The 22,075-nt window shown below is 70.9% G+C and carries 17 protein-coding genes; 16 read left to right on the forward strand and 1 reads right to left on the reverse strand.

What is annotated here, in order from left to right; translation table 11 throughout:
• The first annotated feature begins 5 nt into the window (after positions 1-5).
• The 15 genes from BJ963_RS03475 to BJ963_RS03545 all read left to right on the forward strand — a co-directional run bounded on the left by BJ963_RS03475 (position 6) and on the right by BJ963_RS03545 (position 20,419).
• Positions 6-1,685 (forward strand): serine/threonine-protein kinase, encoded by a 1,680-nt coding sequence (locus tag BJ963_RS03475; protein WP_179454651.1) that lies wholly within the window; start codon positions 6-8, stop codon positions 1,683-1,685.
• Positions 1,673-2,443, forward strand: a complete 771-nt coding sequence (locus BJ963_RS03480; protein WP_179454653.1) for an FHA domain-containing protein — start codon at positions 1,673-1,675, stop codon at positions 2,441-2,443. Before BJ963_RS03475 ends, BJ963_RS03480 begins: the two co-directional genes overlap by 13 nt.
• Before the next feature lie 167 nt (positions 2,444-2,610).
• Positions 2,611-7,848 carry an Ig-like domain-containing protein gene (locus BJ963_RS03485; protein ID WP_179454655.1) on the forward strand — a complete coding sequence of 1,746 codons (5,238 nt, stop codon included), beginning with the start codon at positions 2,611-2,613 and terminating at the stop codon, positions 7,846-7,848.
• Between the two features lie 49 nt (positions 7,849-7,897).
• Positions 7,898-8,860: an AAA family ATPase gene (locus tag BJ963_RS03490; protein WP_089911831.1), complete on the forward strand. Its 963-nt coding sequence runs from the start codon at positions 7,898-7,900 to the stop codon at positions 8,858-8,860.
• A gap of 82 nt (positions 8,861-8,942) precedes the next feature.
• Positions 8,943-10,259, forward strand: coding sequence for a DUF58 domain-containing protein (locus BJ963_RS03495; protein ID WP_179454657.1), 1,317 nt, complete (start codon positions 8,943-8,945; stop codon positions 10,257-10,259).
• Positions 10,256-12,616, forward strand: a complete 2,361-nt coding sequence (locus BJ963_RS03500; protein ID WP_179454659.1) for a transglutaminase TgpA family protein — start codon at positions 10,256-10,258, stop codon at positions 12,614-12,616. The genes BJ963_RS03495 and BJ963_RS03500 overlap by 4 nt, the downstream gene beginning before the upstream one ends.
• Before the next feature lie 54 nt (positions 12,617-12,670).
• Positions 12,671-13,153: an FHA domain-containing protein gene (locus BJ963_RS03505; protein WP_089911823.1), complete on the forward strand. Its 483-nt coding sequence runs from the start codon at positions 12,671-12,673 to the stop codon at positions 13,151-13,153.
• Positions 13,154-13,306: 153 nt separating this feature from the next.
• The gene (gene leuC, locus BJ963_RS03510) at positions 13,307-14,806 is read left to right on the forward strand and encodes a 3-isopropylmalate dehydratase large subunit (RefSeq protein ID WP_089911821.1); all 1,500 of its coding nucleotides are present in this window, start codon (positions 13,307-13,309) and stop codon (positions 14,804-14,806) included.
• Positions 14,806-15,405, forward strand: a complete 600-nt coding sequence (gene leuD, locus BJ963_RS03515) for a 3-isopropylmalate dehydratase small subunit (protein WP_179454661.1) — start codon at positions 14,806-14,808, stop codon at positions 15,403-15,405. The genes leuC and leuD overlap by 1 nt, the downstream gene beginning before the upstream one ends.
• Positions 15,402-16,772, forward strand: a complete 1,371-nt coding sequence (murA, locus tag BJ963_RS03520; RefSeq protein ID WP_172824197.1) for a UDP-N-acetylglucosamine 1-carboxyvinyltransferase — start codon at positions 15,402-15,404, stop codon at positions 16,770-16,772. The genes leuD and murA overlap by 4 nt, the downstream gene beginning before the upstream one ends.
• A 54-nt stretch (positions 16,773-16,826) precedes the next feature.
• Entirely contained in the window at positions 16,827-17,063 is a 237-nt protein-coding gene (locus tag BJ963_RS03525) for a type II toxin-antitoxin system Phd/YefM family antitoxin (protein WP_218857012.1), read from the forward strand.
• Complete coding sequence (locus tag BJ963_RS03530) at positions 17,057-17,464, forward strand: type II toxin-antitoxin system VapC family toxin (RefSeq protein WP_179454663.1); 408 nt, start codon at positions 17,057-17,059, stop codon at positions 17,462-17,464. Before BJ963_RS03525 ends, BJ963_RS03530 begins: the two co-directional genes overlap by 7 nt.
• Positions 17,465-17,534: 70 nt before the next feature.
• A complete protein-coding gene (locus BJ963_RS03535; protein WP_089911811.1) occupies positions 17,535-18,290 on the forward strand; it encodes a lysophospholipid acyltransferase family protein in 756 nt (251 codons plus the stop codon).
• Positions 18,283-19,413 (forward strand): NAD(P)H-dependent glycerol-3-phosphate dehydrogenase, encoded by a 1,131-nt coding sequence (locus tag BJ963_RS03540; RefSeq protein ID WP_179454665.1) that lies wholly within the window; start codon positions 18,283-18,285, stop codon positions 19,411-19,413. Before BJ963_RS03535 ends, BJ963_RS03540 begins: the two co-directional genes overlap by 8 nt.
• The gene (locus BJ963_RS03545) at positions 19,325-20,419 is read left to right on the forward strand and encodes a D-alanine--D-alanine ligase family protein (protein WP_179454667.1); all 1,095 of its coding nucleotides are present in this window, start codon (positions 19,325-19,327) and stop codon (positions 20,417-20,419) included. Before BJ963_RS03540 ends, BJ963_RS03545 begins: the two co-directional genes overlap by 89 nt.
• An 81-nt stretch (positions 20,420-20,500) precedes the next feature.
• On the opposite strand, the gene BJ963_RS03550 is transcribed toward BJ963_RS03545, so the two are convergent.
• Complete coding sequence (locus BJ963_RS03550) at positions 20,501-21,004, reverse strand: DUF3515 family protein (RefSeq protein WP_179454669.1); 504 nt, start codon at positions 21,002-21,004, stop codon at positions 20,501-20,503.
• Between the two features lie 25 nt (positions 21,005-21,029).
• Here BJ963_RS03550 and thiL point away from each other — a divergent pair, with 25 nt between their 5' ends.
• The gene (gene thiL, locus BJ963_RS03555) at positions 21,030-22,031 is read left to right on the forward strand and encodes a thiamine-phosphate kinase (protein ID WP_179454671.1); all 1,002 of its coding nucleotides are present in this window, start codon (positions 21,030-21,032) and stop codon (positions 22,029-22,031) included.
• The last annotated feature ends 44 nt before the right edge of the window (positions 22,032-22,075 follow it).

The raw sequence follows: 22,075 nt of genomic DNA on the forward strand, positions 1-22,075 counted from the left end.
GGCGCATGGCCTCGCAGCCGCCCGCGCTCGACGGCTTCCACTTCATCCGGCTTCTCGGATCGGGTGGGTTCTCGGACGTCTTCCTCTACGAGCAGCAGCTGCCCAAGCGCAGCGTCGCCGTGAAGGTGCTGCTGACGGACGGCGTCGACGAGTCGGCGCGCGCGCGGTTCGTGGCCGAGGCCAACGTCATGGCCCGGCTCTCCGCGCATCCGTACATCGTCACGATCTTCCACGCGGGTGTCGCGGGCGACGACCGCCCCTTCCTCGTCATGGAGTACTGCTCCGGTCCGTCTCTGGCCGACCGGCTGAAGCGCGAGCGGATCGGCGTCGAGGACGCCCTGCGCACCGGCGTGCGGCTGTCGAGCGCGGTCGCGACCGCGCACGCGGCGGGCATCCTGCACCGGGACATCAAGCCGGCGAACGTGCTCACTAACGCGCTCGGCTGGCCGGCGCTGACCGACTTCGGCATCGCCTCCGCGCTCGAGGAGCTCCCGGTGCACACGACGACGCTCTCGGAGCTGCGGAGCTCGCCCTCCGACACCGCGACCTCCGGCAGCCGCAGCGTGGGCCTCAGCGTGCCGTGGTCTCCTCCGGAGATGTTCTCGGACGACCCGGACCCGGACGTGCGCAGCGACATCTTCTCGCTCGCCGCGACCGTGCACACCCTGCTCGCCGGGCGCACGCCGTTCGAGGTGCCCGGGCGCTCCAACGGCACCCTCGACCTCATGGGACGCATCGAGCGCGGGATGATCACGCCGCTCGACCGGCCGGACGTCCCTGCGTCGCTGACCGCGGTCCTGCGCCGGGGCATGGCGACCCGCCGGGAGGACCGCTACCAGACCGCCGTCGACTTCGCCCGGGCGCTGCAGCGCGTCGAGCTGGAGCTGGGCCTCGCGCCGACGAGCATCGACGTCCCGAACCTCAGCCTGGGCGATGCGCGACCCGGACCGTCCGCCGACGGCGGTGAGCAGGAGACGCGGGCGCGCTCGGTGGCCACGATCCGGGCCCAGCCCGCCGCGCCGAAGCCGGCCGATCCGCCTCCTGCGGCAGAGCCCGCCGCCTCTGCACCAGCGCATGCCGAGCCTGAGGCGACGCGCGTCCGCGGCGTCGTGCCGATCACGCCGCAGCCGTCCGCCCGCACCGGGCCGCGAGACGAGAAGCCCGCGGCGGAATCCGTGGAGGAGCACACCGTCCTCCGCTCCCGCCCGTCCGCCGACGCGGCCGAGGGGACCGGGGAGTCCGCGGAGGACGCCGCCACCGCCCCGCACGACCCGCGGCGCCGCCTGCTCGCCTGGATCGGCGCAGGCGCCGCGGCCGTCGTCGTCCTCGCGGTCGTGGCAGCCGTCGTGGTGAACCTGGTCGCGCCGCCCGCCGCATCCACCGGACCGGGCGCGCGACCCGGCGACGGCGGCAGCATCGCCGTCACCGTCGTACCGCCTCCCGTCCTGGTCTCGGCCGTCCGCGCGCCGGACGGCGCCAGCGCCACCTTCACGTGGAAGACGGCGGACGCGCAGAAGGACGACCAGTTCACCTGGCAGCAGGAGGGCACGACCAACGGGCCGTCCGTGACGGCCGACCGGACGGTCACGCTCACGAACCTGACGCCGGGCGTCCCCGTCTGCATCGACGTCGCGACCGTCCGGGCCGGACGCACCTCCGAGCAGCTGAAGGCGTGCGCCCCGTGACCGCCGCGAAGCCGCTCACGGTCGAGTTCTGCGGCGAGTTCTACCGGGTCGACCCGGGAAGCGAGTTCGGGATCGGCCGAGAGGCCGAGCTGACCATCGACGACAACCCGTACCTCCACCGCCGCTTCCTCACTGTCGGGCACGACTTCGGGATGTGGTGGCTGAGCAACGTCGGAACCCTGCTGACCGCCACGGTGACCGACGCGACGGGAACCATGCAGGCATGGCTCGCGCCCGGCGCGAAGCTGCCGATCGTGTTCCAGACCATGCACGTCATGTTCAGCGCGGGCGCGACGACGTACGACTTCACCATCTCGAGCGACGAGGACTACTTCAACACCGCGGTCCAGGTGGATGCGGCGGGCGGCTCCACCACGGTGCTCCCTGTCACGCTGACCACCAGCCAGCGCCAGCTGATCGTCGCCCTCGCCGAGGGCGTCCTCACCCAGACCGTCCCGGGACGCGGCACCATCCCGACCTCCGCCGAGGCGGCCGAGCGGCTGGGCTGGAGCATGACGACGTTCAACCGCAAGCTCGATAACGTCTGCGACAAGCTCGACAAGCTCGGCGTCGCCGGCCTCCGTGGCGGGCGCGGCAAGCTCGCGACCAACCGCAGGGCCCGGCTCGTCGAATACGCCGTGACCACCCGGCTGGTCGGGGTCGAGGATCTCCCTCTGCTCGACCGGCACGACGACGCGGATGTCGAGGCGGCACTTGACCCGACGGCTCCGGCGGAGGACCGTAGCAGCGACGACTGAGGCGCTTCCCGCGTGGCCCGGCGGGATCGGCCGGCCGCCCATGGGGAGTGCTCCCCATTCCGGACGCGTCGGGGGGTCGTGTTAGCGTAGACGCGTTTTCCGGCCCGGGGGATTGCAGAGTCTTGGTTTCATTGAGTACGTGGTTCCGACAGCGGAAGACGCTCGCCGTGATCACCGCACTCGCCGTGGTCGCCGGCGTCCCGCTGACGATCGCCGTCCTCCACAAGGGCTTCCCGGTCAACGCGGTCGAGCTCGACACCCGCGATGTCTGGGTCACCAACGGCGAGAAGCTGCTCGGCGGCCGTCTCAACCATCAGATCGACGAGCTGGATGCCGCGGTGACGGGAGCCAGCGCCGACCTCGACGTTCTGCAGGACGGCTCCGCCTACTTCCTCACCGACCTCCCGCACGGGACGGTCGACAGGATCGACCCGGCCTTCGTGTCCCTCGGGGGACGCATCCAGGTGCCGGAGGACTCGCAGGTCGGCTACGGCGGCACCACGCTCTCGGTGCTGGCGCCCAACGGCTCCCTGTGGGTGCTGGACGCCTCGGGCCGGCTCGACTTCGACAAGTCCAAGACCAAGCCGGTCGTGAAGGCCGGAGCCGGTGCGAAGCTCGCGGTGGCGAAGTCGGGCACCACGTTCGTGGTCGCTCCGAAGGGCAAGCGGCTGATCACGGTCGACCGCCCGGGAGCGAAGCCCGAGAGCCGGGACTTCCCGGTGCCCGGCGCCTTCCAGGTGAGCGCGGTCGGCGACCAGGCGGTCGTTCTCGACACGCAGCGCAACCGGATGATCACGGGCGGCGGGACCACGGTCGACCTCCCCGCGAAGGGGCTCAGGCTCCAGCAGCCGGGCCCGGACGACCGCGCCGCGGTCGTCGCGACCTCGAACAGCCTGCTCAGCGTCCCGCTCGGGGGCGGGGCGGTCACCGCGAGCCCGGCGGGTGCGACCTCGAAGGGCGGCGCCGACGCGGTCTCGGCCCCCGTCCGGCTGGGGACGTGCTCGTACGGCGCCTGGTCGGGCTCCGGACGCTACCTGTACGCGTGCGACGGCAAGAAGCCCGTCGGCGTCGACATCGACCAGCCGGTGGCGGGCGACGACCTGGAGTTCCGGGTCAATCACGGCGTCATCGCGCTGAACAACCTGCGCGACGGCAATGCCTGGGTCGTCTCCTCCAACATGCGGCTGGTGCAGAACTGGGCGCAGCTGAAGCCCAACGACACCACGGTGCAGGGCGAGACCGGCGAGGAGAAGCCGGTCGTGCAGTCCTTCGCCGACACGCTCGCGCAGCGGACCGATCAGAACAGGCCGCCGATCGCCGTGAACGACACGTACGGCGTGCGCCCCGGCCGGTCGACGGTGCTCCACGTGCTGACGAACGACACCGATCCGGACGGCGACGTCCTGACCATCTCCGACGTGTCGGCGATCCCTGCCGCGCAGGGCGTCCTGCAGCTCGTCGAGGGCGGTCGCGCCATCCAGTTCACGCCGAAGGACGGCCTGAGCGGCACGATCTCGTTCCGCTACTCGGTCGACGACGGCCGCGGCGGGACCGCCTCCGCGCAGGTGGATGCGACGCTCAAGCAGGCGTCGGTGAACGAGGCCCCGGCATCCGCCCGATCGAGCACCGCGCAGACCGAGGTCGGCCAGTCGGTCACGTACAACGTCCTGAACGACTGGACCGATCCGGACGGCGACGACCTCAGTCTCGTCGCGGCGTCCGCGACGACCGAGGACGACGTGCGGTTCAAGCCGAACGGCGACGTCACCTTCACCAGCAAGACCGGTCAGGCGGGCTCCAAGGAGGTGCGGGTCACCATCTCCGACGGCCGCGCCTCCGCCACGGGCAGTCTCATCGTCACCGTGAAGCCGGCGGGCACGCTCGACCCCGTCGCCGTGACCGACTTCGCCGACGGCTTCACCGGGCGTCCCGTCGTGCTGCATCCGCTCGACAACGACCAGTCGCCGTCCGGGGAGCCGCTGACACTGGTCGGCGCGGGGCTCGACGGCGGGAGCGGAGCGCAGGTCACCGCGGACAGCGCGCGCGGCACGATCACCGTCCGCAGCAACGCGCCGGGGGAGTACTACCTCGTCTACACGCTCGGCGCCGGGCCGAAGACGACGACCGGGCTCGCACGCGTCGACATCGCGCCGCAGGGTGCGAGCGAGGCCCCGCCGATCGCCGTGACCGACAAGGCGTACGTCCGCCCCGGCGAGCCGACCTCCGTCGCCGTGCTCGACAACGACGTGTCGCCGTCGGGGCGCGTCCTCGCCGTGCGTTCCGTGTCGGTCGGGAAGGGCGCCGAGGATCTCAACGTCGAGGTGCTCGACAACGCCGTGGTGAAGATCACGGCGCCGACCGTCCTCACCCAGCAGGTGCAGCTCTCCTACGTCGTGTCCGACGGGATCAACGAGGCCACCGCCGGGATCACGGTGGTCCCCGTCCCGCCGCTCGTGCAGCATCAGCCTCCGGTCGCCGTGGACGATCAGGTGCCCGTCCGGGCCGGCGACGTGGCGACCGTGGCGGTGATGCAGAACGATTACTCGCCCGACAACGCCCCCTTCACCCTCGACACGCAGCTGCGCGACGCGAGCGGTGCCGGGCAGGGTGCGACCGCCTTCGTGAGCGGCGAGAACGTGCGCTACCAGGCGCCGACCGCGCCCGGCCAGTACAACGTGGTCTACGGCATCACGGACAAGTACGGCCAGAAGGCGCAGGCGACCGTCACCTTCGTCGTCGGCGCCCCCGACAAGGGCTCCGACCGCGCGCCGCAGCCGCAGCCGCTGACGGTGCGCGCCTTCGCCGGCTCGTCGGTGCCGGTGGAGGTACCGCTCGACGGCATCGACCCCGACGGCGACTCCGTCTCGCTCTCCGGACTGGCCACGCAGCCGACCCTCGGCCGCATCTCCGACTCGACCAGCCGCTCGTTCACGTACGAGGCGTACCCGGACTCGGCGGGCAGCGACACCTTCACCTACGAGGTGAAGGACACGTACGGGAAGACGGCCACCGGCACGGTGTCGATCGCCGTGATCCCGCGCCCGAGCCAGGTGCGTCCGCCGATCGCGGTGAACGACCCGGTGCAGGTGAAGCCGGGCCGCACGATCGCCGTGCCCGTCCTCGACAACGACTCCGACCCGAACGGCTACGCGATCGCCCTCCAGAAGAAGCTGCTGCAGGTGGACGACGGCCTGAAGGCGTCGGTGCACGGCAAGATCGTGCTCGTCACCGCACCGAAGGACGAAGGGTCGTTCGTCGTCCGCTACCAGATCACCAACGGGCAGGGCGGCGTCGCCAGCGCGTTCATCCAGGTGACGGTGACGCCCGACGCCAAGGATGTTCCCCCGACCGCCGTCGATCACGTGCTCGAGCCGGACGAGGTCGCGAACAAGCAGAGCGTCAAGGTGAACGCGCTTCAGGGAGCGACCAATCCGTCCGGTCTCGTCGACGACCTGAAGGTCGATGTCACCGGGCCGAACGCGTCGGCCGCAGACGTGGGGAAGGACGGCTCCATCACGGTGAAGCCGGGCGAGCAGCGCACCGCCATCGCGTACACGCTGACCGACACCGTCACCGGGCTGAAGGGGACCGCGTTCATCGTGGTCCCGCCCAAGGGCGACGCCACGGCCCCTCCGCGCATCAAGGACGGCCTGCCGCAGCAGATCGTCCAGGTCGACGGGTCGAAGACCTGGAAGCTCTCCGACATCCTCACCGTGCCGTCGGGCCGCGGGTACAAACTCACCGGAGCCTCCGGAGTCAGCGCGACCAACAGCTCGGGGGCATCCTCCTACGGCGACGAGCAGACGCTGACCTTCACGGCGGCGAAGGGCTACCGCGGTCCTGCTGCGATCACCTTCAAAGTGAACGACGGGCGCGAGGCCGGACAGAGTGCCGACCGCGTGACCACTCTGGTCCTGCCGATCACGGTGGGGGAGCCGGACCAGTCCGACGTGCCTCCGACGTTCACATCGCCCAGCGAGAAGATCGAGCCGGGGGAGGCGCCGCTCTCGGTCGACCTGCGGGCGTCGAGCTTCCATCCCAACCCCGAGATCCTCAACAAGCTGACGTACTCCGGCGGAACGTCGTCCAACCCGAAGATCCAGTCGAACCTGAGCGGCTCGACGCTGACCCTCTCCGCGCCGCTGGGCGTGCAGCCGGGCGAGACGGCGACGGTCGCGGTGACGATCAGCTCCGGCACGCACACGATCACCGGCACGGTGAACGTGCAGGTGGTGAGCTCGAGCCGTCCGGTCGCGACGCAGAAGAACCCGCCGCAGACGTCGGAGGTCAAGCGCGGTGAGACGGCGACGGTCACCGGCGCGTCGAGCGACGCGCAGTGGGTGAACCCGTTCCCGGGGCAGCCGCTGACGATCACCGACGCGACGGCCCAGAGCGCGCCGGCGGGCGTCACGGTCACGCACACGGGATCGTCGATCAGCGTCAGCGCATCCTCCGGCGCCGCCATCGGGGCCGTGAACGTGGTCTACCACGTCGAGGATGCGACGAAGGACCCGAAGCGCACGGCGTCGGCCATCGGCCAGCTGCGCGTCACCATCCACGACATCCCGTCGAAGCCGAGCGCCCCGTCGAACCCGCAGGCGAGCGACGGGAAGGTCACCGTCTCGATCAAGGCCCCGGCCGACAACGGAAAGCCGATCACGCAGTACGAGGTGACGGACGGCGCCGGGCACACCGCGACGACGGCATCCGTCGGCAACGTGACGATCGGCGGCCTGACGAACGGCAAGTCCTACTCGTTCACCGTGCGCGCGCAGAACGCCGACGGGTGGAGCGAACGCTCCGCCGGGAGCACGCCGGTCACGCCGTACGGCAAGCCGACGCAGGTGAGCGGCGTCTCCCTCCGGAGCAGCGGGAACGCGCCGAGCGATCTGACCATGAGCTGGAACGCGCTCTCGGACCCGAACGGGACGGGAGGCGGCCAGGCGACCTACTATTACCGGCTCAACGGCGGGTCGTGGCAGACGACGACCGGCACCAGTGCGCAGGCGAACAACAAGGGGGCAGGCACCTACTCCTTCGAGGTCTACGCGTCGAACGCCGGCGGCAACAAAGGACCGACGGCGACCTCCAACAGCGTCGAAGTCAAAGACCCGCCGCCGCCGTCGCCGTCGATCGACCTGGCGAAGGGCGGGCTGAAGCCCGGGTACGCCCACAGCTACACCTACGACGTGACGCTGCACGATTTCCCCGCGAACCGGACGTTCACCATGCAGGTCCACTGCAATGGCGGCCAGCTGGGCAGCAAGTCGATCTCGACCGACGGCAACGGCTACGGCCACTACGTCGGCAACCCGAACAGCGATCTCGACCCGTGGTGCGGGTACCACGGCGTCTACGTCGTCGTGAACGGCGTGCAGAGCCCGGTCCAGGACTGGGCGCCGTGACCCGCGGGCAAAACACGAACGAAGAAACCGAGGAGATGCAGCAGTGGCAGTGACACAGGAGCAGGCGGACTGGTTCGCCGGGGCGTTCTCGCAATTGGTGGCGAACGTCGACAAGGCGATCCTCGGCAAGGAGCACAGCATCCGCCTGGTGATCACTGCGATGCTCTCCGGCGGACACGTGCTGCTCGAGGACGTGCCCGGCACCGGGAAGACGGTGCTCGCCAAGGCGCTCGCCAACACGGTCGAGGGCACGCAGTCGCGCATCCAGTTCACCCCCGACCTGCTGCCGTCGGACGTCACCGGCGTCACGATCTACGACCAGTCCAGCGGCCGGTTCGAGTTCCATCCCGGGCCGATCTTCGCGTCCGTGGTACTCGCCGACGAGATCAACCGGGCGAGCCCGAAGACCCAGTCCGCGCTGCTCGAGGTCATGGAGGAGGGCGTCGTGACGGTCGACGGCGTCGGCCACCCCGTCGGAGCGCCGTTCATCGTGATCGCGACGCAGAACCCGGTGGAGCAGGCGGGAACGTACTCGCTGCCCGAGGCGCAGCTCGACCGCTTCCTGATCAAGACATCGCTCGGCTACCCCGACCACGCGACGACCGTCGACCTGCTGCTCGACTCGTCCAACCGATCGCGTGCGGCGGCCGTCCGGCCGATCATCGCCTCCGACTCGGTCACCACGCTCGCGCAGCTGGCCTCCGAGGTGCACACCGACGCCAGCGTCATGGGGTACCTCAGCGAGATCGTCACCGCAACGCGCGACGACAAGGATGCGGCGCTCGGCGTGAGCATCCGCGGCGCCCTCGCGCTCGCGCGTGCGGCGAAGACGTGGGCGATCTCGGCCGGGCGCACCTTCGTGACGCCGGACGACATCCGCGACCTCGCCCAGCCGGTGCTCGCGCACCGCGTCATCGTCGACCCCGAGTCCGAGTTCGCGGGTGTGACCGCGGCCGACGTCGTCGAGCGGGCGGTCGCGTCCGCGACACCGCCCGCCTACCGCGCGGCCTGAGCCGCTCCGCACCACCCCGACCCCCGCCCGCGCCCGCGCCCGACCCCGACCCCGACCCCGACCCCGACAGGATCCTGCAGCCATGACCACCGACAGCCCCGCTCGCGGACGCCGTCGTCGCGCACCCGGCGCCGACCAGGCGCGCATCGCTGCGGAGCTCGTCGCCGGCGCGGTCGCGCGCGCGACCGGTGCGGTGACGTCCCGGATCGCGCCTCTCGGGCGCGCGGTCGGGCGTCGTCTCGCGCCGGTCGTCGGCGTGGTGAGCACCCTCGGCTGGATCGTGCTGGCGACCGCCGCCGTGTCGGTCGTCCTGGCGGTCTGGCTCGGCTGGGCCGAGTTCGTCTACGTCGCGGCAACGCTGCTTGCGGCCTTCGTCATCGCGGCCGCCTTCGTGTTCGGCCGCTCCACATACCGCGTCGGCATCGAGCTCAACCCCCGGCGCGTCGTCGCCGGCGGGCGGGCCCTCGGGCGGCTCACCGTGGCCAACAGCGGATCACGGCCGGTGCTTCCGACGCGGATGGAGCTGCCCGTCGGCGAAGGACAGGCCGACTTCACCATCCCGCGGCTCGCCCCGGGCGCCGAGACGGAGGAACTGTTCGCCGTTCCGACCGAGCGGCGCGCTCTGATCCTGGCCGGCCCCGCCCTGTCGGTGCGCGGCGACCAGCTGGGACTGCTGCGCCGCACCAACCAGTGGACCGAGCAGATCGAGCTGTTCGTGCACCCGAAGACGGTCCGCCTTGCCGCGACGGCGCGCGGCCTGGTCCGCGACCTCGAGGGGCAGACGACCAAGGTCATCACGGACAGCGACCTCGCCTTCCACGCGCTGCGCACCTACGAGCCCGGCGACGACATCCGCAACGTTCACTGGCGCACGTCCGCCCGGACGGGCCAGCTGATGGTGCGCCAGTGTCAAGAGACCCGCCGGTCACAGCTGCTGCTGGCCTTCGACGCGGAGCGCTCGCACTTCGCGTCCGACGACGAGTTCGAGCTGGGCGTCTCCGTGCTCGCGTCGGTCGGCTGCCAGGTCATCCGCGAGGAGACCGAGATCCGAGCGCTCTGGCAGCGCGGACCGATGCGCGTCGAGACGCCGACGGCCCTGCTCGACGATTCCTGCCGCATCCACTCGGTGGACGGGGCGCATCCGACACTCCGCGAGTTCCTGCGGCAGGCGACCCTGCGGCTGCCCGCGCCGAGTCTTGCGGTGACCGTGGTGGGCTCGCAGGTGGACGCGGCCGAGCTGCGCGGAGCATCGGCCCTGTGGTCGACGGACACGGAGACCATCGTGATCCGTGTCGACGAGGCGGCGGAGCCGCGGCTCACCCGACTGGGGCGCTCGATGCTGATCACCGTCTCCGCGCTGCCCGAGCTGCCGTCTCTGCTGAAGCGGGCGGGCCGATGAGCGCGGCCACCGGCACCGGAGCCGGCCGCCGACGGGATGCGCGTCCCGCCGCCGCCTCCCCGGTGTTCGACACCCTGTCGGCGACGACGTGGATCGACATCGCCGTCCTGACCGGTCTCAGCCTGCTCGCCGTTGCGGGCTTCGAGCCGGCGTTCGGGCACTACGCCTTCGCGCAGGCCGCCATCGGCGGCATCGTCGTCGGCGGGGGAGTCGCGCTGCTCGGCCGGCTTCTCCGGATATCGTGGCCGCTCACCACCGTGATCGCGCTGGCCGCCTACTTCCTGTTCGGGACGGCGCTCGCGCTGCCCGGGCAGGCGCTGTACGGGGTGCTCCCGTCGCTCGACAGCCTGTCCGGCCTGGTCGTCGGAGCCGTCTTCGGCTGGTCAGACGCAGTGACACTGCAGGCCCCGCTCGAGGCACCGCCCTATGTCGCGGTGGTCCCGTACGTCGCAGGGTGGCTCGTCTCGCTCGTGTCGGTGACCCTGGCCGTGCGATGGCTGCCCCGGGTGCGGCGTCCGTCCGCCGGTCGCGCGGCGGTGCTGCTGGCCGGCCCCGTCCTGCTGCTGCTCTCGGCCATCCTGCTCGGCACCCGCGACCCGTTCTTCGCGGGGGTGCGCGGCGTCCTGTTCGCCGGGATCGCCCTGGTGTGGCTGGCGTGGCGTCGCGCGCGGTTCGCCCGCGATCGGGTCGAGACGGACTCCGGAGTCCGGCGCAGCCGGCTGCTCGGCGGCGCGGCGGTCGTGCTCGGTGCCGTGCTCGTCGGCGCGCTGGCCGGGTCCGTGCTGGCGCCGCCCGCCTCGTCGCGTTTCGTCGTCCGCGACGAGATCACGCCGCCGTTCGACCCGCTCGACTATCCGAGCCCGCTCGCGGGTTTCCGGAAGTACACGAAGGAGCTGCAGAAGACCAAGCTCTTCACCGTCACCGGGCTCAAGCAGGGCCAGGTGATCCGGCTCGCGACGATGGACAGCTACGACGGCGTCGTCTGGTCCGTCGCGTCCCCGGGAAGCGACAGCGACGCCTCCGGCGCGTTCGAACTGCTCGGCAGCACCATCCCGCGGCCGCCGCTGTTCACTGCGGGGGCATCGTCGACCGCGACCATCGACGTGCTCGGCTACTCGGATGTCTGGCTGCCGACCCTCGGCTATACCAACACGCTGACGTTCGATTCGCACACCGGACAGGACCCGGCCTCGACCGTGCGCGTCAACACGGCGACCGGCACCGCGGCGGTCACGAGCGGCGTGCGCAACGGCCTCGACTACACCGTCGGCGCGACGGCGCAGAAGATCCCGAACGACCGAGCCCTCGCCAAAGTCCCCCCGGCGAAACTGACGCTCCCGTCGGTCACCAACGTCCCGGATGTGGTGTCGGCGAAGGCCGAGGAGTACGCGGGCTCGGCCGATACGGCCATCCAGAAGCTGCGCAACATCGAGCGGTCGCTGAAGTCGCTCGGTTACCTCAGTCACGGGCGGGCGTCCGATCCGGTGCCGTCGCGTGCTGGGCAGGGCGCCGACCGCATGACCGACCTGCTGTCCAAGTCGCCGATGGTCGGCGACCAGGAGCAGTACGCCAGCGCCTTCGCCCTCATGGCCCGGCGGCTCGGCTACCCGACCCGGGTCGTCATGGGGTTCGCCCCGAAGGTCTCCGGAGGCACCACCACCGTCACCGGCGACGACGTGACGGCGTGGGACGAGGTCGCCTTCGAGGGCGTCGGCTGGGTGCCGTTCTTCCCGACGCCGACCAAGACGGACGCGCCGAAGAACCAGACGACGAAGCCGAAGCTCGAACCCCAGCCGCAGGTGCGCCAGCCGCCGCCCGCCGACCCGCGCGCCGACGACCTGCTGACGCCGGTCAAGACCAAGGACAACGACCCGAAGGACAAGGCGTCCACGTTCCGTCTGCCGGTCTGGGCGTGGGTGGTGCTCGGCGTCGTCGGCATCCCGCTGCTTGCGTACTTCGTCCCGCTGCTGCTCATCGCCGCGCTCAAACGGCGACGACGGCGGAGGCGCGAGACCGCCGGACCGCCGGACCGGCGCGCCGCCGGAGCCTGGGACGAGCTGACCGACGGCTACGCCGAACTCGGCCTCGACGTCCCCGACCGCGCGACGCGTCTGCAGGCGGCCGCTGCGCTGGAGGAGCAGTCCGCCGCGCAGGATCTCCCGGTCCCCGACGGTGGGCTCCGCGACCTGGCCCGGCACGTCGACGCCGCGGTGTTCGACGGCAGTGTCGTCGACGAGGAGCGCGTGCAGCACGCCTGGACGTCGGCGGACGACGCCCTCGGCCGCGCGACCAAGGCGGCCGGGCCACTGCGCTCCCGGCTCGCGGCGTTCCGCTACCGGCGGGCACGCCGCGCCTGACGCCGCCATATCGGAGCCCTGGACCGGTCGGCCGGTTTCCGTATAGTGGGCGGCATGGACGACCGCGGATTCATCGTTCCGCCACCCGGCCTCATCCCGTCGCGACCGCCGGAGCCGACGCCGACGCCCGCGGCCGAGCGCATTGAGGCGGTCGCGCCCGGCCGGGCGCTGCCCGCCTTCACCCCGCCCGCCGGACCGAACGGCCCCGCCGCGCCCGCCCGTCCGGTCTGGCGACTCGTCCTGCCCGGCGGGCGTGTGGTCCCGCTGACCCGGGCGGTCCTCCTCGGCCGCAATCCCACCCGCGGCGCCCATGCCGGCGATGCCGAGCCGATCGCCCTCGACGACCCGACCTCCACCGTCTCGAAGACCCATGCGCTCCTCGTGGTGGAGGGCGACACGCTGACGGTCACCGACCTCCACTCGACCAACGGCGTCGTCGTCGCGGGCGCACGAGCGGAGCCGGGAGAACCGGCCGTCGTACCGGACGGGGCGGAACTGCTGCTCGGCGACCTGAGCATCCGCGCGCAGTTCGCCTGACGGCGGGCCCGCCGGGATCGGGTGATACCCTGTCACTCGTGTACGCGGGTCTTCTCCTCCTTAGCCGCCGCGGCGAGTCCTAGTCTCAGGCCACTCTCGCCGCGGAGTCCGTCGACGGCTGATCCGTTCACACGCTAAGGAGTTCGTACGAGCATGAGCAACCCCACCGGTCCCGTCGCTGCGGGGCCACTGACACTGGCAGAGAAGGTCTGGAACGACCACCTGGTCGCTAAGGGCGAGGAGGGCTCGCCCGACCTCATCTACATCGACCTGCACCTGGTGCACGAGGTCACGAGCCCGCAGGCCTTCGACGGCCTCCGGATGGCCGGCCGTCCCGTCCGCCGGCCCGATCTCACGATCGCCACCGAGGACCACAACACCCCCACGATCGGCATCGACAAGCCCATCGCCGACCTGACCAGCCGCACCCAGATCGAGACCCTGCGGCGCAACGCCGAGGAGTTCGGCATCCGCCTGCACTCGCTGGGCGACGTCGAGCAGGGCATCGTCCACGTGGTCGGCCCGCAGCTCGGCCTGACCATGCCGGGAATCACCGTCGTCTGCGGCGACTCGCACACCTCGACGCACGGCGCGTTCGGTGCCATGGCCTTCGGCATCGGCACCAGCGAGGTCGAGCACGTCCTCGCCACCCAGACCCTCCCGCTGAAGCCGTTCAAGACCATGGCGATCACGGTCGAGGGCGAGTTGCGCCCCGGCGTGACCGCGAAGGACATCATCCTCGCCGTCATCGCCAAGATCGGCACAGGCGGCGGCCAGGGCTACGTGCTCGAATACCGCGGCAGCGCCATCCGCTCGCTCTCGATGGAGGGCCGGATGACGATCTGCAACATGTCCATCGAGGCGGGCGCGCGTGCCGGCATGGTCGCCCCGGATGAGACGACGTTCGCCTACCTCAAGGGCCGACCGCATGCGCCGGAGGGCGCCGACTGGGACGAGGCCGTCGCCTACTGGAAGACGTTGCAGACCGACGACGACGCCGTCTTCGACGCCGAGGTGTACCTGGACGCCGCCGAGATCGAGCCGTTCGTCACCTGGGGCACGAACCCCGGCCAGGGCGTCTCGCTCAGCCAGCCCGTGCCGGACCCGGCGGCGATCGCCGACCCCAACGCCCGGGCCGCCGCCGAGCGCGCGCTGGAGTACATGGACCTGCAGCCGGGCACGCCGATGAAGAGCATCCCGGTCGACGCCGTGTTCATGGGCTCCTGCACGAACAGCAGGATCGAGGACCTGCGAGCCTTCGCGTCCGTCATCAAGGGCAGGAAGAAGGCCGACGGCGTCCGTGTCATGGTCGTCCCCGGCTCGGCGCGCGTGCGCATCGAGGCCGAGGCAGAGGGCATCGACAAGATCGTCGAGGAGTTCGGAGGGGAGTGGCGCTTCGCCGGCTGCTCCATGTGCCTCGGCATGAACCCGGACCAGCTGGCGCCGGGGGAGCGCTGCGCCTCCACCTCCAACCGCAACTTCGAGGGCCGGCAGGGCAAGGGCGGCAGGACGCACCTGGTCTCGCCGCTCGTCGCGGCGGCCACCGCGATCCGCGGAACGCTCTCGAGCCCGTGGGATCTCGAGGCCGAAGGCGACGACACGCCGCGCGGTGGCGGCAGCAGCACACGAATCGGAGAGAAGGTGGGCGCCTGATGGAGAAGTTCGAGACCGTCACCGGAACCGCCGTCCCGTTCCGGCGCTCCGACGTGGACACCGACCAGATCATCCCGGCGGTGTTCCTCAAGCGCGTCACCAAGACGGGCTTCGAGGACGCCCTGTTCCACGCGTGGCGCCAGGACCCGGACTTCATCCTCAACCGGCCGGAGTACCAGGGCGCGACCGTGCTCGTCGCCGGGCCGGACTTCGGCACGGGTTCGTCACGCGAACATGCGGTGTGGGCGCTCCGCGACTTCGGTTTCCGGGTCGTCCTGAGCCCGCGGTTCGCCGACATCTTCCGCGGGAACGCGGGCAAGCAGGGCCTTCTCACCGGCATCGTCTCCGAGGAGGACGCCGAGCAGCTCTGGGAGGCGATCGAAGCGCAGCCGGGAATAGCGGCGACAGTGGATCTGGTTGCCAAGACTGCGACCGTCGGTGAAGTCCAGGTGTCTTTCGACATCGACGACTACACTCGCTGGCGTTTGCTCGAAGGGCTGGACGACATCGCCCTCACACTGCGCGACGAGGCGCGAATCTCCGAATACGAATCGGGCCGCGCGAGCTGGCGGCCCACGACCCTCCCGGTGAAACTTTGAACTCACTTCTTCAGGACGCACAGGCAGCAGGAGCACGCGTGGGCCTCAAGGGCGATCGCATCACGATCAACGGCGGCCGCCCTCTGCAAGGCCGCATCGAGGTGCGCGGCGCCAAGAACTTCGTCACGAAGGCCATGGTCGCGGCGATCCTCGGCGAGAGCCCGAGCGTTCTCCGCAACGTGCCGGACATCTCCGACGTCCGCGTCGTGCGCGGACTGCTCGAGGTGCACGGCGTCAAGGTCACCGATGGTGCGGAAGAGGGGGAGCTGCTGCTCGACCCGAGCGCGGTCGAGTCGGCGCACATGGCCGACATCGACGCGCACGCCGGCTCCAGCCGCATCCCCATCCTGTTCTGCGGACCGCTCCTGCACCGCCTGGGCGAGGCGTTCATCCCCGACCTCGGCGGCTGCCGCATCGGCGACCGGCCGATCGACTACCACCTGGAGGTGCTGCGCAAGTTCGGCGCGGTCGTCGAGAAGCTGCCCAGCGGCATCCGCATGACGGCCCCCAACGGCCTCCACGGCGCGAAGCTGGAGCTCCCGTACCCGAGCGTCGGCGCGACCGAGCAGGTGCTCCTCACGGCCGTCCGGGCCGACGGCATCACCGAGCTCAAGGGTGCGGCCATCGAGCCGGAGATCATGGATCTCATCAACGTGCTCCAGAAGATGGGCGCCGTGATCTCGGTCGACACCGACCGCGTGATCCGCATCGAGGGTGTCGACTCGCTCTCCGGCTACACCCACACCTCCCTCTTCGACCGCAATGAGGCCGCGAGCTGGGCTGCGGCGGCGCTCGCGACCGGCGGCGACGTCTTCGTCGGCGGCGCACGCCAGCCCGAGATGCTCACCTTCCTCAACGTCTTCCGCAAGGTCGGCGGCGCTTTCGAGATCCACGACGACGGCATCCGCTTCTACCACCCGGGCGGCGAGCTCAAGCCGGTTGTCATCGAGACGGACGTGCACCCCGGCTTCATGACGGACTGGCAGCAGCCGCTCGTCGTGGCGCTCACCAAGGCGTCCGGCGTGTCGATCGTCCACGAGACCGTGTACGAGCAGCGTTTCGGCTTCGTCGACGCGCTCATCGACATGGGCGCCAAGATCCAGGTCCACAAGGAGTGCCTGGGCGGCCACCCGTGCCGCTTCGGTCAGCGCAACTTCAACCACTCGGCCGTCATCATGGGCCCGGTGGAGCTCAAGGGCGCCGACATCGAGGTCCCGGACCTGCGCGGCGGTTTCAGCCACCTGATCGCGGCTCTGACCGCCGAGGGCCGCTCGACCGTGAGCAATGTCGGCATCATCAGCCGTGGCTACGAGAACTTCATCACGAAGCTCCAGCTGCTGGGGGCCGACTTCGTCCTCGAAGGCTGATCCCGCGGGTTATCCACAGATACCCTCCTGTATCACCCGTGATACAGTCCCCTCATGGAGACTGTCAGCGTGAGAGATCTACGAAACCACGGCGGGGACATCCTCGACCGAGTCGGCCGCGGCGAGCACGTGACCATTACGCGAGACGGTGCGCCCGTCGCCGAGCTGTCGCCCCTGGCCGTGCCCCGCAGGGCGCTGTCGGTGCTGGTCGAGAGCCGTCGCAGCCTTCCTGCCGTCGACCCGGCCGTACTCCGGGCCGACATCGACGAGATCGTCGACCAGCGATGGTGATGCGACCGGGGCTCCTCGACACGTCCACGTTGATCCTGCTGGCGCGGGCAGATCCTGATGCGTTGCCCGACATCCCCTCGATCAGCGCGGTCACCCTGGCCGAGCTGTCTGTGGGGCCGCTCGTCGCGCGCTCGGAGGAAGAACGGGCGGCTCGGCAGGCGCACCTGCAGCTGGCGGAGTCCGATTTCGACCCGATCCCCTTCGACGCGGCGGCGGCTCGGGCATTCGCGCGGGTGGCGCAGTCGTTCCGGGATGCAGGGCGCAAGCCGTCGGCCCGTGCGTTCGACGCGCTCATCGCAGCCACGGCGATCTCGCGCGAACTTCCGCTCCACACCTGTAATCCGGCTGATTTCGCCGGGATCCCAGCGCTCGACGTCCGCCCGGTCCCCGTGTCGGCATGACGGGGCGCCGTGCGGCATGCTCCGAGCGGGACGCCGGGTCACCGATAATGGGACGGTGCCAGAAACCGCAATGCCCGTGAAGAAGCAGCGCTCCGAGAAGAGCAGACCGTCGGTGTTCTGGGTGCTCGCCGGTCTCGTCGTTCCGATCGGGAGCCTTCTCGCCCGCTTCCGGATCGTGGACGGCGACAAGTTCCCGCGGACGGGCGCGTTCATCCTGACCCCCAACCACTACAGCGAGATCGACCCGGTCATGATCGGCATGGTCGCGTGGAAGCTGGGGCGGCTCCCGAGGTTCCTCGCGAAGGAGAGCCTGTTCCGCGTGCCGGTGGTCGGCTGGTTCCTGCGGCGGTCGGGCCAGGTGCCCGTGTCGCGCGGGGGCAGCGCGCGCGGTTCGGCTCCGCTCGAGGCGGCGCAGAAGATCGCCGACGAGGGCCGGATCGTCGTCATCTACCCGGAGGGGTCGCTGAGCCGTGACCCCGACATGTGGCCCATGCGGGGCAAGACCGGCGCGGCGCGCATGGCTCTCGAGCACGACCTCCCGGTGATCCCGATCGCGCACTGGGGCACTCAGCAGGTGATGGCGCGCTACGCCAAGAAGATCAGCTGGTTCCCGCGCAAGACCATCGACGTCAAGGTGGGCGACCCGGTCGACCTCTCGGCCTTCCGGGGCAAGCCGCTCGACAACTCCACCCTCACCGACGCGACCGCGGTCATCATGGATGCGATCACCGCCCTGCTCGAAGACCTCCGCGGCGAGAAGGCACCCGCCGAGCGCTGGGATCCGTCGCAGCACAACCAGAAGGAGACCGGCCGCTTCGATGGCTAAGGCAGTGAAGGCTCCCATCGTCCGCCCCCGCCGCATCGCCGTGCTCGGCGCCGGCAGCTGGGGCACCACGTTCGCGAAGATCCTCGCCGACGGCGGCTCCGACGTCGTGCTCTGGGCGCGACGGCCCGAGCTCGCCCGCGAGATCAACGAGGTCAAACGCAACAGCGACTACCTCGAGGGCATCAACCTCCCGCGCAACCTCCGTGCGACCAGCAGGCTCGGCGAAGCGATGAGCGGCGCGGAGCAGGTGTTCGTCTCCATCCCCAGCCAGACGCTCCGCTCCAACCTGGAGGCGATGATCCCGTTCCTCGGGCCGGAGACCGTCGTCGTCAGCCTCATGAAGGGCGTCGAGAAGGGCACCGGCCTGCGGATGAGCGAGGTCGTCGCGCAGGGCCTCCCGATCGAGCTGGAGCGGATCGCGGTGGCATCCGGCCCGAACCTGGCGCTGGAGATCGCGCGCGAGCAGCCGACGGCGGCCGTCGTGTCGTCGGCGAGCCTGGAGACGGCGCAGGCGGTCGCTGTCGCGGCGACCAACCGCTACTTCCGCAGCTTCGTCAACACCGATGTCATCGGGACCGAGTTCGGCGGTGTGCTGAAGAATCTGATCGCCGTGGCGATCGGCATCGTGGACGGCGTCGGCTACGGCGAGAACACGAAGGCGTCGATCATCACGCGCGGCCTGGTCGAGATGACCGACTTCGCCGTGGCGTACGGCGCGCAGCCCGAGACGCTGTCGGGTCTCGCCGGTCTCGGCGACCTCATCGCGACGTGCGAGTCGCCGCTGAGCAGGAACAACACGGCCGGCCGACTGCTCGGTCAGGGCTACGGCTTCCACGACGTCGTGAAGCAGATGAACCAGACGGCCGAGGGTCTCGCCTCGGTCGCGCCCATCCTGCACCTCGCCGAGGCGCGTGGCGTGGACATGCCGATCGTGCGTCAGGTGAGCCAAGTGCTCGCCGGTACGCTCGATCCAAAAGACATCGCACCGCATCTCACGACGGATTCGGACGAGCCGCAAGGCGAAAGGACTACGGATGACGGACAAGGTCGCGGTCGCACTTCTGTTTGGGGGTCGCTCAAGCGAGCATTCGATCAGCTGCGCGACGGCGGCAGGCGTCCTTGAGGCGATCGACCGCGACAGGTACGAGGTCATCCCGGTCGGGATCACGCGGGACGGCGCATTCACGCTGCAGCCGGACGACGCATCCCGCTTCGCGCTGAACCGGGAGAAGCTGCCGGAGGTCGAGGACAACGGCTCGCGCATCCTGTGGCCGGACAGCGTCGCGACCCGCGAGCTGTCGGTCGTCGACCGTGACGGCGTGCGCTCGTCGCTCGGCGAGGTGGACATCGTCTTCCCGATCCTGCACGGTCCGTGGGGCGAGGACGGCACGCTCCAGGGGATGCTGGAGCTCGTCGGGCTTCCGTACGTCGGCAGCGGCGTGCTCGCGAGCGCGCTGGGCATGGACAAGCACTTCACCAAGACCGTGCTGCAGCAGGCGGGCATCCCGGTGGCCCCGTGGGTCACGGTGAGCGCCTACGAGTGGAGCACCGGCGCGGATGCGGTGCGCGACGCAGCACGCGAGCTGGGCCTTCCCGCGTTCGTGAAGCCGGCCCGGGCGGGGTCCAGCGTCGGCGTGACGAAGGTCAAGGACTGGTCGGAGCTCGACGGGGCGATGGAGATCGCGCTGGCCGAGGACGACCGGGTGCTCATCGAGTCGATGGTCACGGGCCGCGAGGTCGAGATCGCCGTGCTCGGCGGACGGCCCGGCGAGCCGGCCCGGGCCTCGGTCGCGGGCGAGATCGTGGTCAGCGGCCGCGACTTCTACGACTTCGCGGCGAAGTACCTGGACGCGCCGGGCATCGATCTGGTGTGCCCGGCCGACCTCACGGACGCGCAGCTGGCGGAGATGCGCGAGCTCGCCATCCGCGGCTTCGACGCCATCGGCGGGGAGGGTCTCGCGCGCGTCGACTTCTTCCTGACGGCTGACGGCTTCGTCATCAACGAGATCAACACGATGCCGGGGTTCACCCCGATCTCGATGTTCCCGCGCTGCTGGCAGGAGTCCGGCGTGAACTATCCCGCTCTGATCGACGAGCTCATCCAGGTCGCCATCGCACGCGCCGCCTGACCCGGACTTTCGCTCACCGAGTCGTGACTCGGTGCCGGAATCCGGGTCGAGTGGCGACCAGATGTCGCACCGGGGCGGAGGTCAGGGACTCGGGGTCGGGCTCGCCGTCGGGTCCGTGTCGAGGGTCGACAGGCATTTCTGCGTCTGCTTCACCGACGAGACGGCGCTGGCGAACTCGGGCAGCACCGACGAGTCCGAGACGCCGGAGACGTGGTCGATGATGACCTCGGTCGCGGGGGTGCGGCCGAAGGTCTGGTAGACGATCGTCTTCGCGGCCGGGTCCGTCATGAGCACCCAGTCGACGCCGTTGACGGTGATGCACGGCTTGGTCGTCGGTCCGATCGGCGGGACGCCGCAGCGCAGGATCACGGCCGCCGGGTCGCCCCACGCGCCGGTCGCCTGCGCATCCGTCTCCCGCTTCGCCTTGTCGGCGACGGAGTCGGGAAGGCGCACGCTGATCTCAGCGCAGCCGGGGGCGTTGCTGTTCGCGGCGGGGTCGAGGGAGACGGTGGGCGCACAGCCGGCGAGGAGCAGGGCGGCGCCCGCGAGCAGGACGGCAGGAAGGGCGCGGCGACGGGACATCATCGGATTCAGGCTACCGTTTCAGATCATGGGAATCTCTGGGAGCGACGCGGCCGGCACCACCATCGGGGAGGCGTCGGAGCGGGAGGCGCTCAGGCGCATCTTCCCGCGGCTCCCGGAGTCCGACGCCACGCTCGTGGGTCCGGGCGACGATGCGGCGGTGCTCGCCGCCCCGGACGGGCGCTTCGTGGTGACCACCGACATGATGGTGCACGGCCCGGACTTCCGGCTGGCATGGTCGGGACCGGAGGACCTCGGCTGGAAGGCCGCCGCGACGAACCTGTCGGACATCGCCGCGATGGGCGCCGTCCCGACCGCCCTCGTCGTCGCCATCGCCGCGCCGCCGGAGACGCCGGTCGCCTGGCTGGAGGGCGTGGCCGACGGCTTCCGGCTGGCCTGCACGGAGCTGGCTCCGGGATGCGGCGTCGTCGGCGGCGACCTGTCGGTGTCGGCCACCCTGACGTTCGCGGTGACGGCCTTCGGCGACCTGGGCGGCCGTCGTCCGGTGCTGCGCAGCGGGGCGCGCCCCGGCGACGTCGTGGCGGTGTCCGGTGCCCTGGGGAGGGCCGCCGCCGGGCTGCACGCGCTGTTCACGGAGGCGGTGGATGCGGCGGGAGAGCCGGACGCGTCCCGTCTCGCGGCCGTCGTGGCCGCCCATCCCGACACCGTCTCGGCCCAGCTGCGTCCGCGTCCGCCGATCGGCGACGGCCCGCTCGCGGCAGACGCGGGCGCCACCGCGATGCTCGATCTGAGCGACGGGCTCGCGCTCGACGCGCGCCGGGTCGCGGAGGCGAGCGGCGTCGCGATCGACCTGGATCCGGCCGCTCTCGGCCCGGACCTCCGCACAGCGCTCACCGGGGGAGAGGACCACGGCCTGCTGGCCACCTTCCCGCCCGGGACGCGCCTCCCCGGCGGGTTCCGCACCATCGGCGCCGTCCACGAAGGCCGGGGCCTCCGCGTCGGCGGCCGCCCCTTCGACGAGCGTGGCGGCTGGGACCCCTACCTCGAATGGGACGGCCGCCGCGGCTGACCCCCCTCCGCCCCGCGCCCCCCCGCCTCTCGCCCCCACCGTCG

The organism is Leifsonia soli (assembly GCF_013408745.1).
Lineage (GTDB): Bacteria > Actinomycetota > Actinomycetes > Actinomycetales > Microbacteriaceae > Leifsonia > Leifsonia soli.

Coding starts and splice junctions, on each gene's coding strand:
- BJ963_RS03475 (WP_179454651.1), top strand. CDS start 6: ATGGCCTCGCAGCCGCCCGCGCTCGACGGCTTCCACTTCATCCGGCTT.
- BJ963_RS03495 (WP_179454657.1), top strand. CDS start 8,943: ATGACCACCGACAGCCCCGCTCGCGGACGCCGTCGTCGCGCACCCGGC.
- BJ963_RS03500 (WP_179454659.1), top strand. CDS start 10,256: ATGAGCGCGGCCACCGGCACCGGAGCCGGCCGCCGACGGGATGCGCGT.
- BJ963_RS03505 (WP_089911823.1), top strand. CDS start 12,671: ATGGACGACCGCGGATTCATCGTTCCGCCACCCGGCCTCATCCCGTCG.
- leuC (WP_089911821.1), top strand. CDS start 13,307: ATGAGCAACCCCACCGGTCCCGTCGCTGCGGGGCCACTGACACTGGCA.
- leuD (WP_179454661.1), top strand. CDS start 14,806: ATGGAGAAGTTCGAGACCGTCACCGGAACCGCCGTCCCGTTCCGGCGC.
- BJ963_RS03525 (WP_218857012.1), top strand. CDS start 16,827: ATGGAGACTGTCAGCGTGAGAGATCTACGAAACCACGGCGGGGACATC.
- BJ963_RS03530 (WP_179454663.1), top strand. CDS start 17,057: ATGGTGATGCGACCGGGGCTCCTCGACACGTCCACGTTGATCCTGCTG.
- BJ963_RS03535 (WP_089911811.1), top strand. CDS start 17,535: ATGCCCGTGAAGAAGCAGCGCTCCGAGAAGAGCAGACCGTCGGTGTTC.
- BJ963_RS03540 (WP_179454665.1), top strand. CDS start 18,283: ATGGCTAAGGCAGTGAAGGCTCCCATCGTCCGCCCCCGCCGCATCGCC.
- BJ963_RS03545 (WP_179454667.1), top strand. CDS start 19,325: ATGACGGACAAGGTCGCGGTCGCACTTCTGTTTGGGGGTCGCTCAAGC.
- BJ963_RS03550 (WP_179454669.1), bottom strand. CDS start 21,004: ATGATGTCCCGTCGCCGCGCCCTTCCTGCCGTCCTGCTCGCGGGCGCC.
- thiL (WP_179454671.1), top strand. CDS start 21,030: ATGGGAATCTCTGGGAGCGACGCGGCCGGCACCACCATCGGGGAGGCG.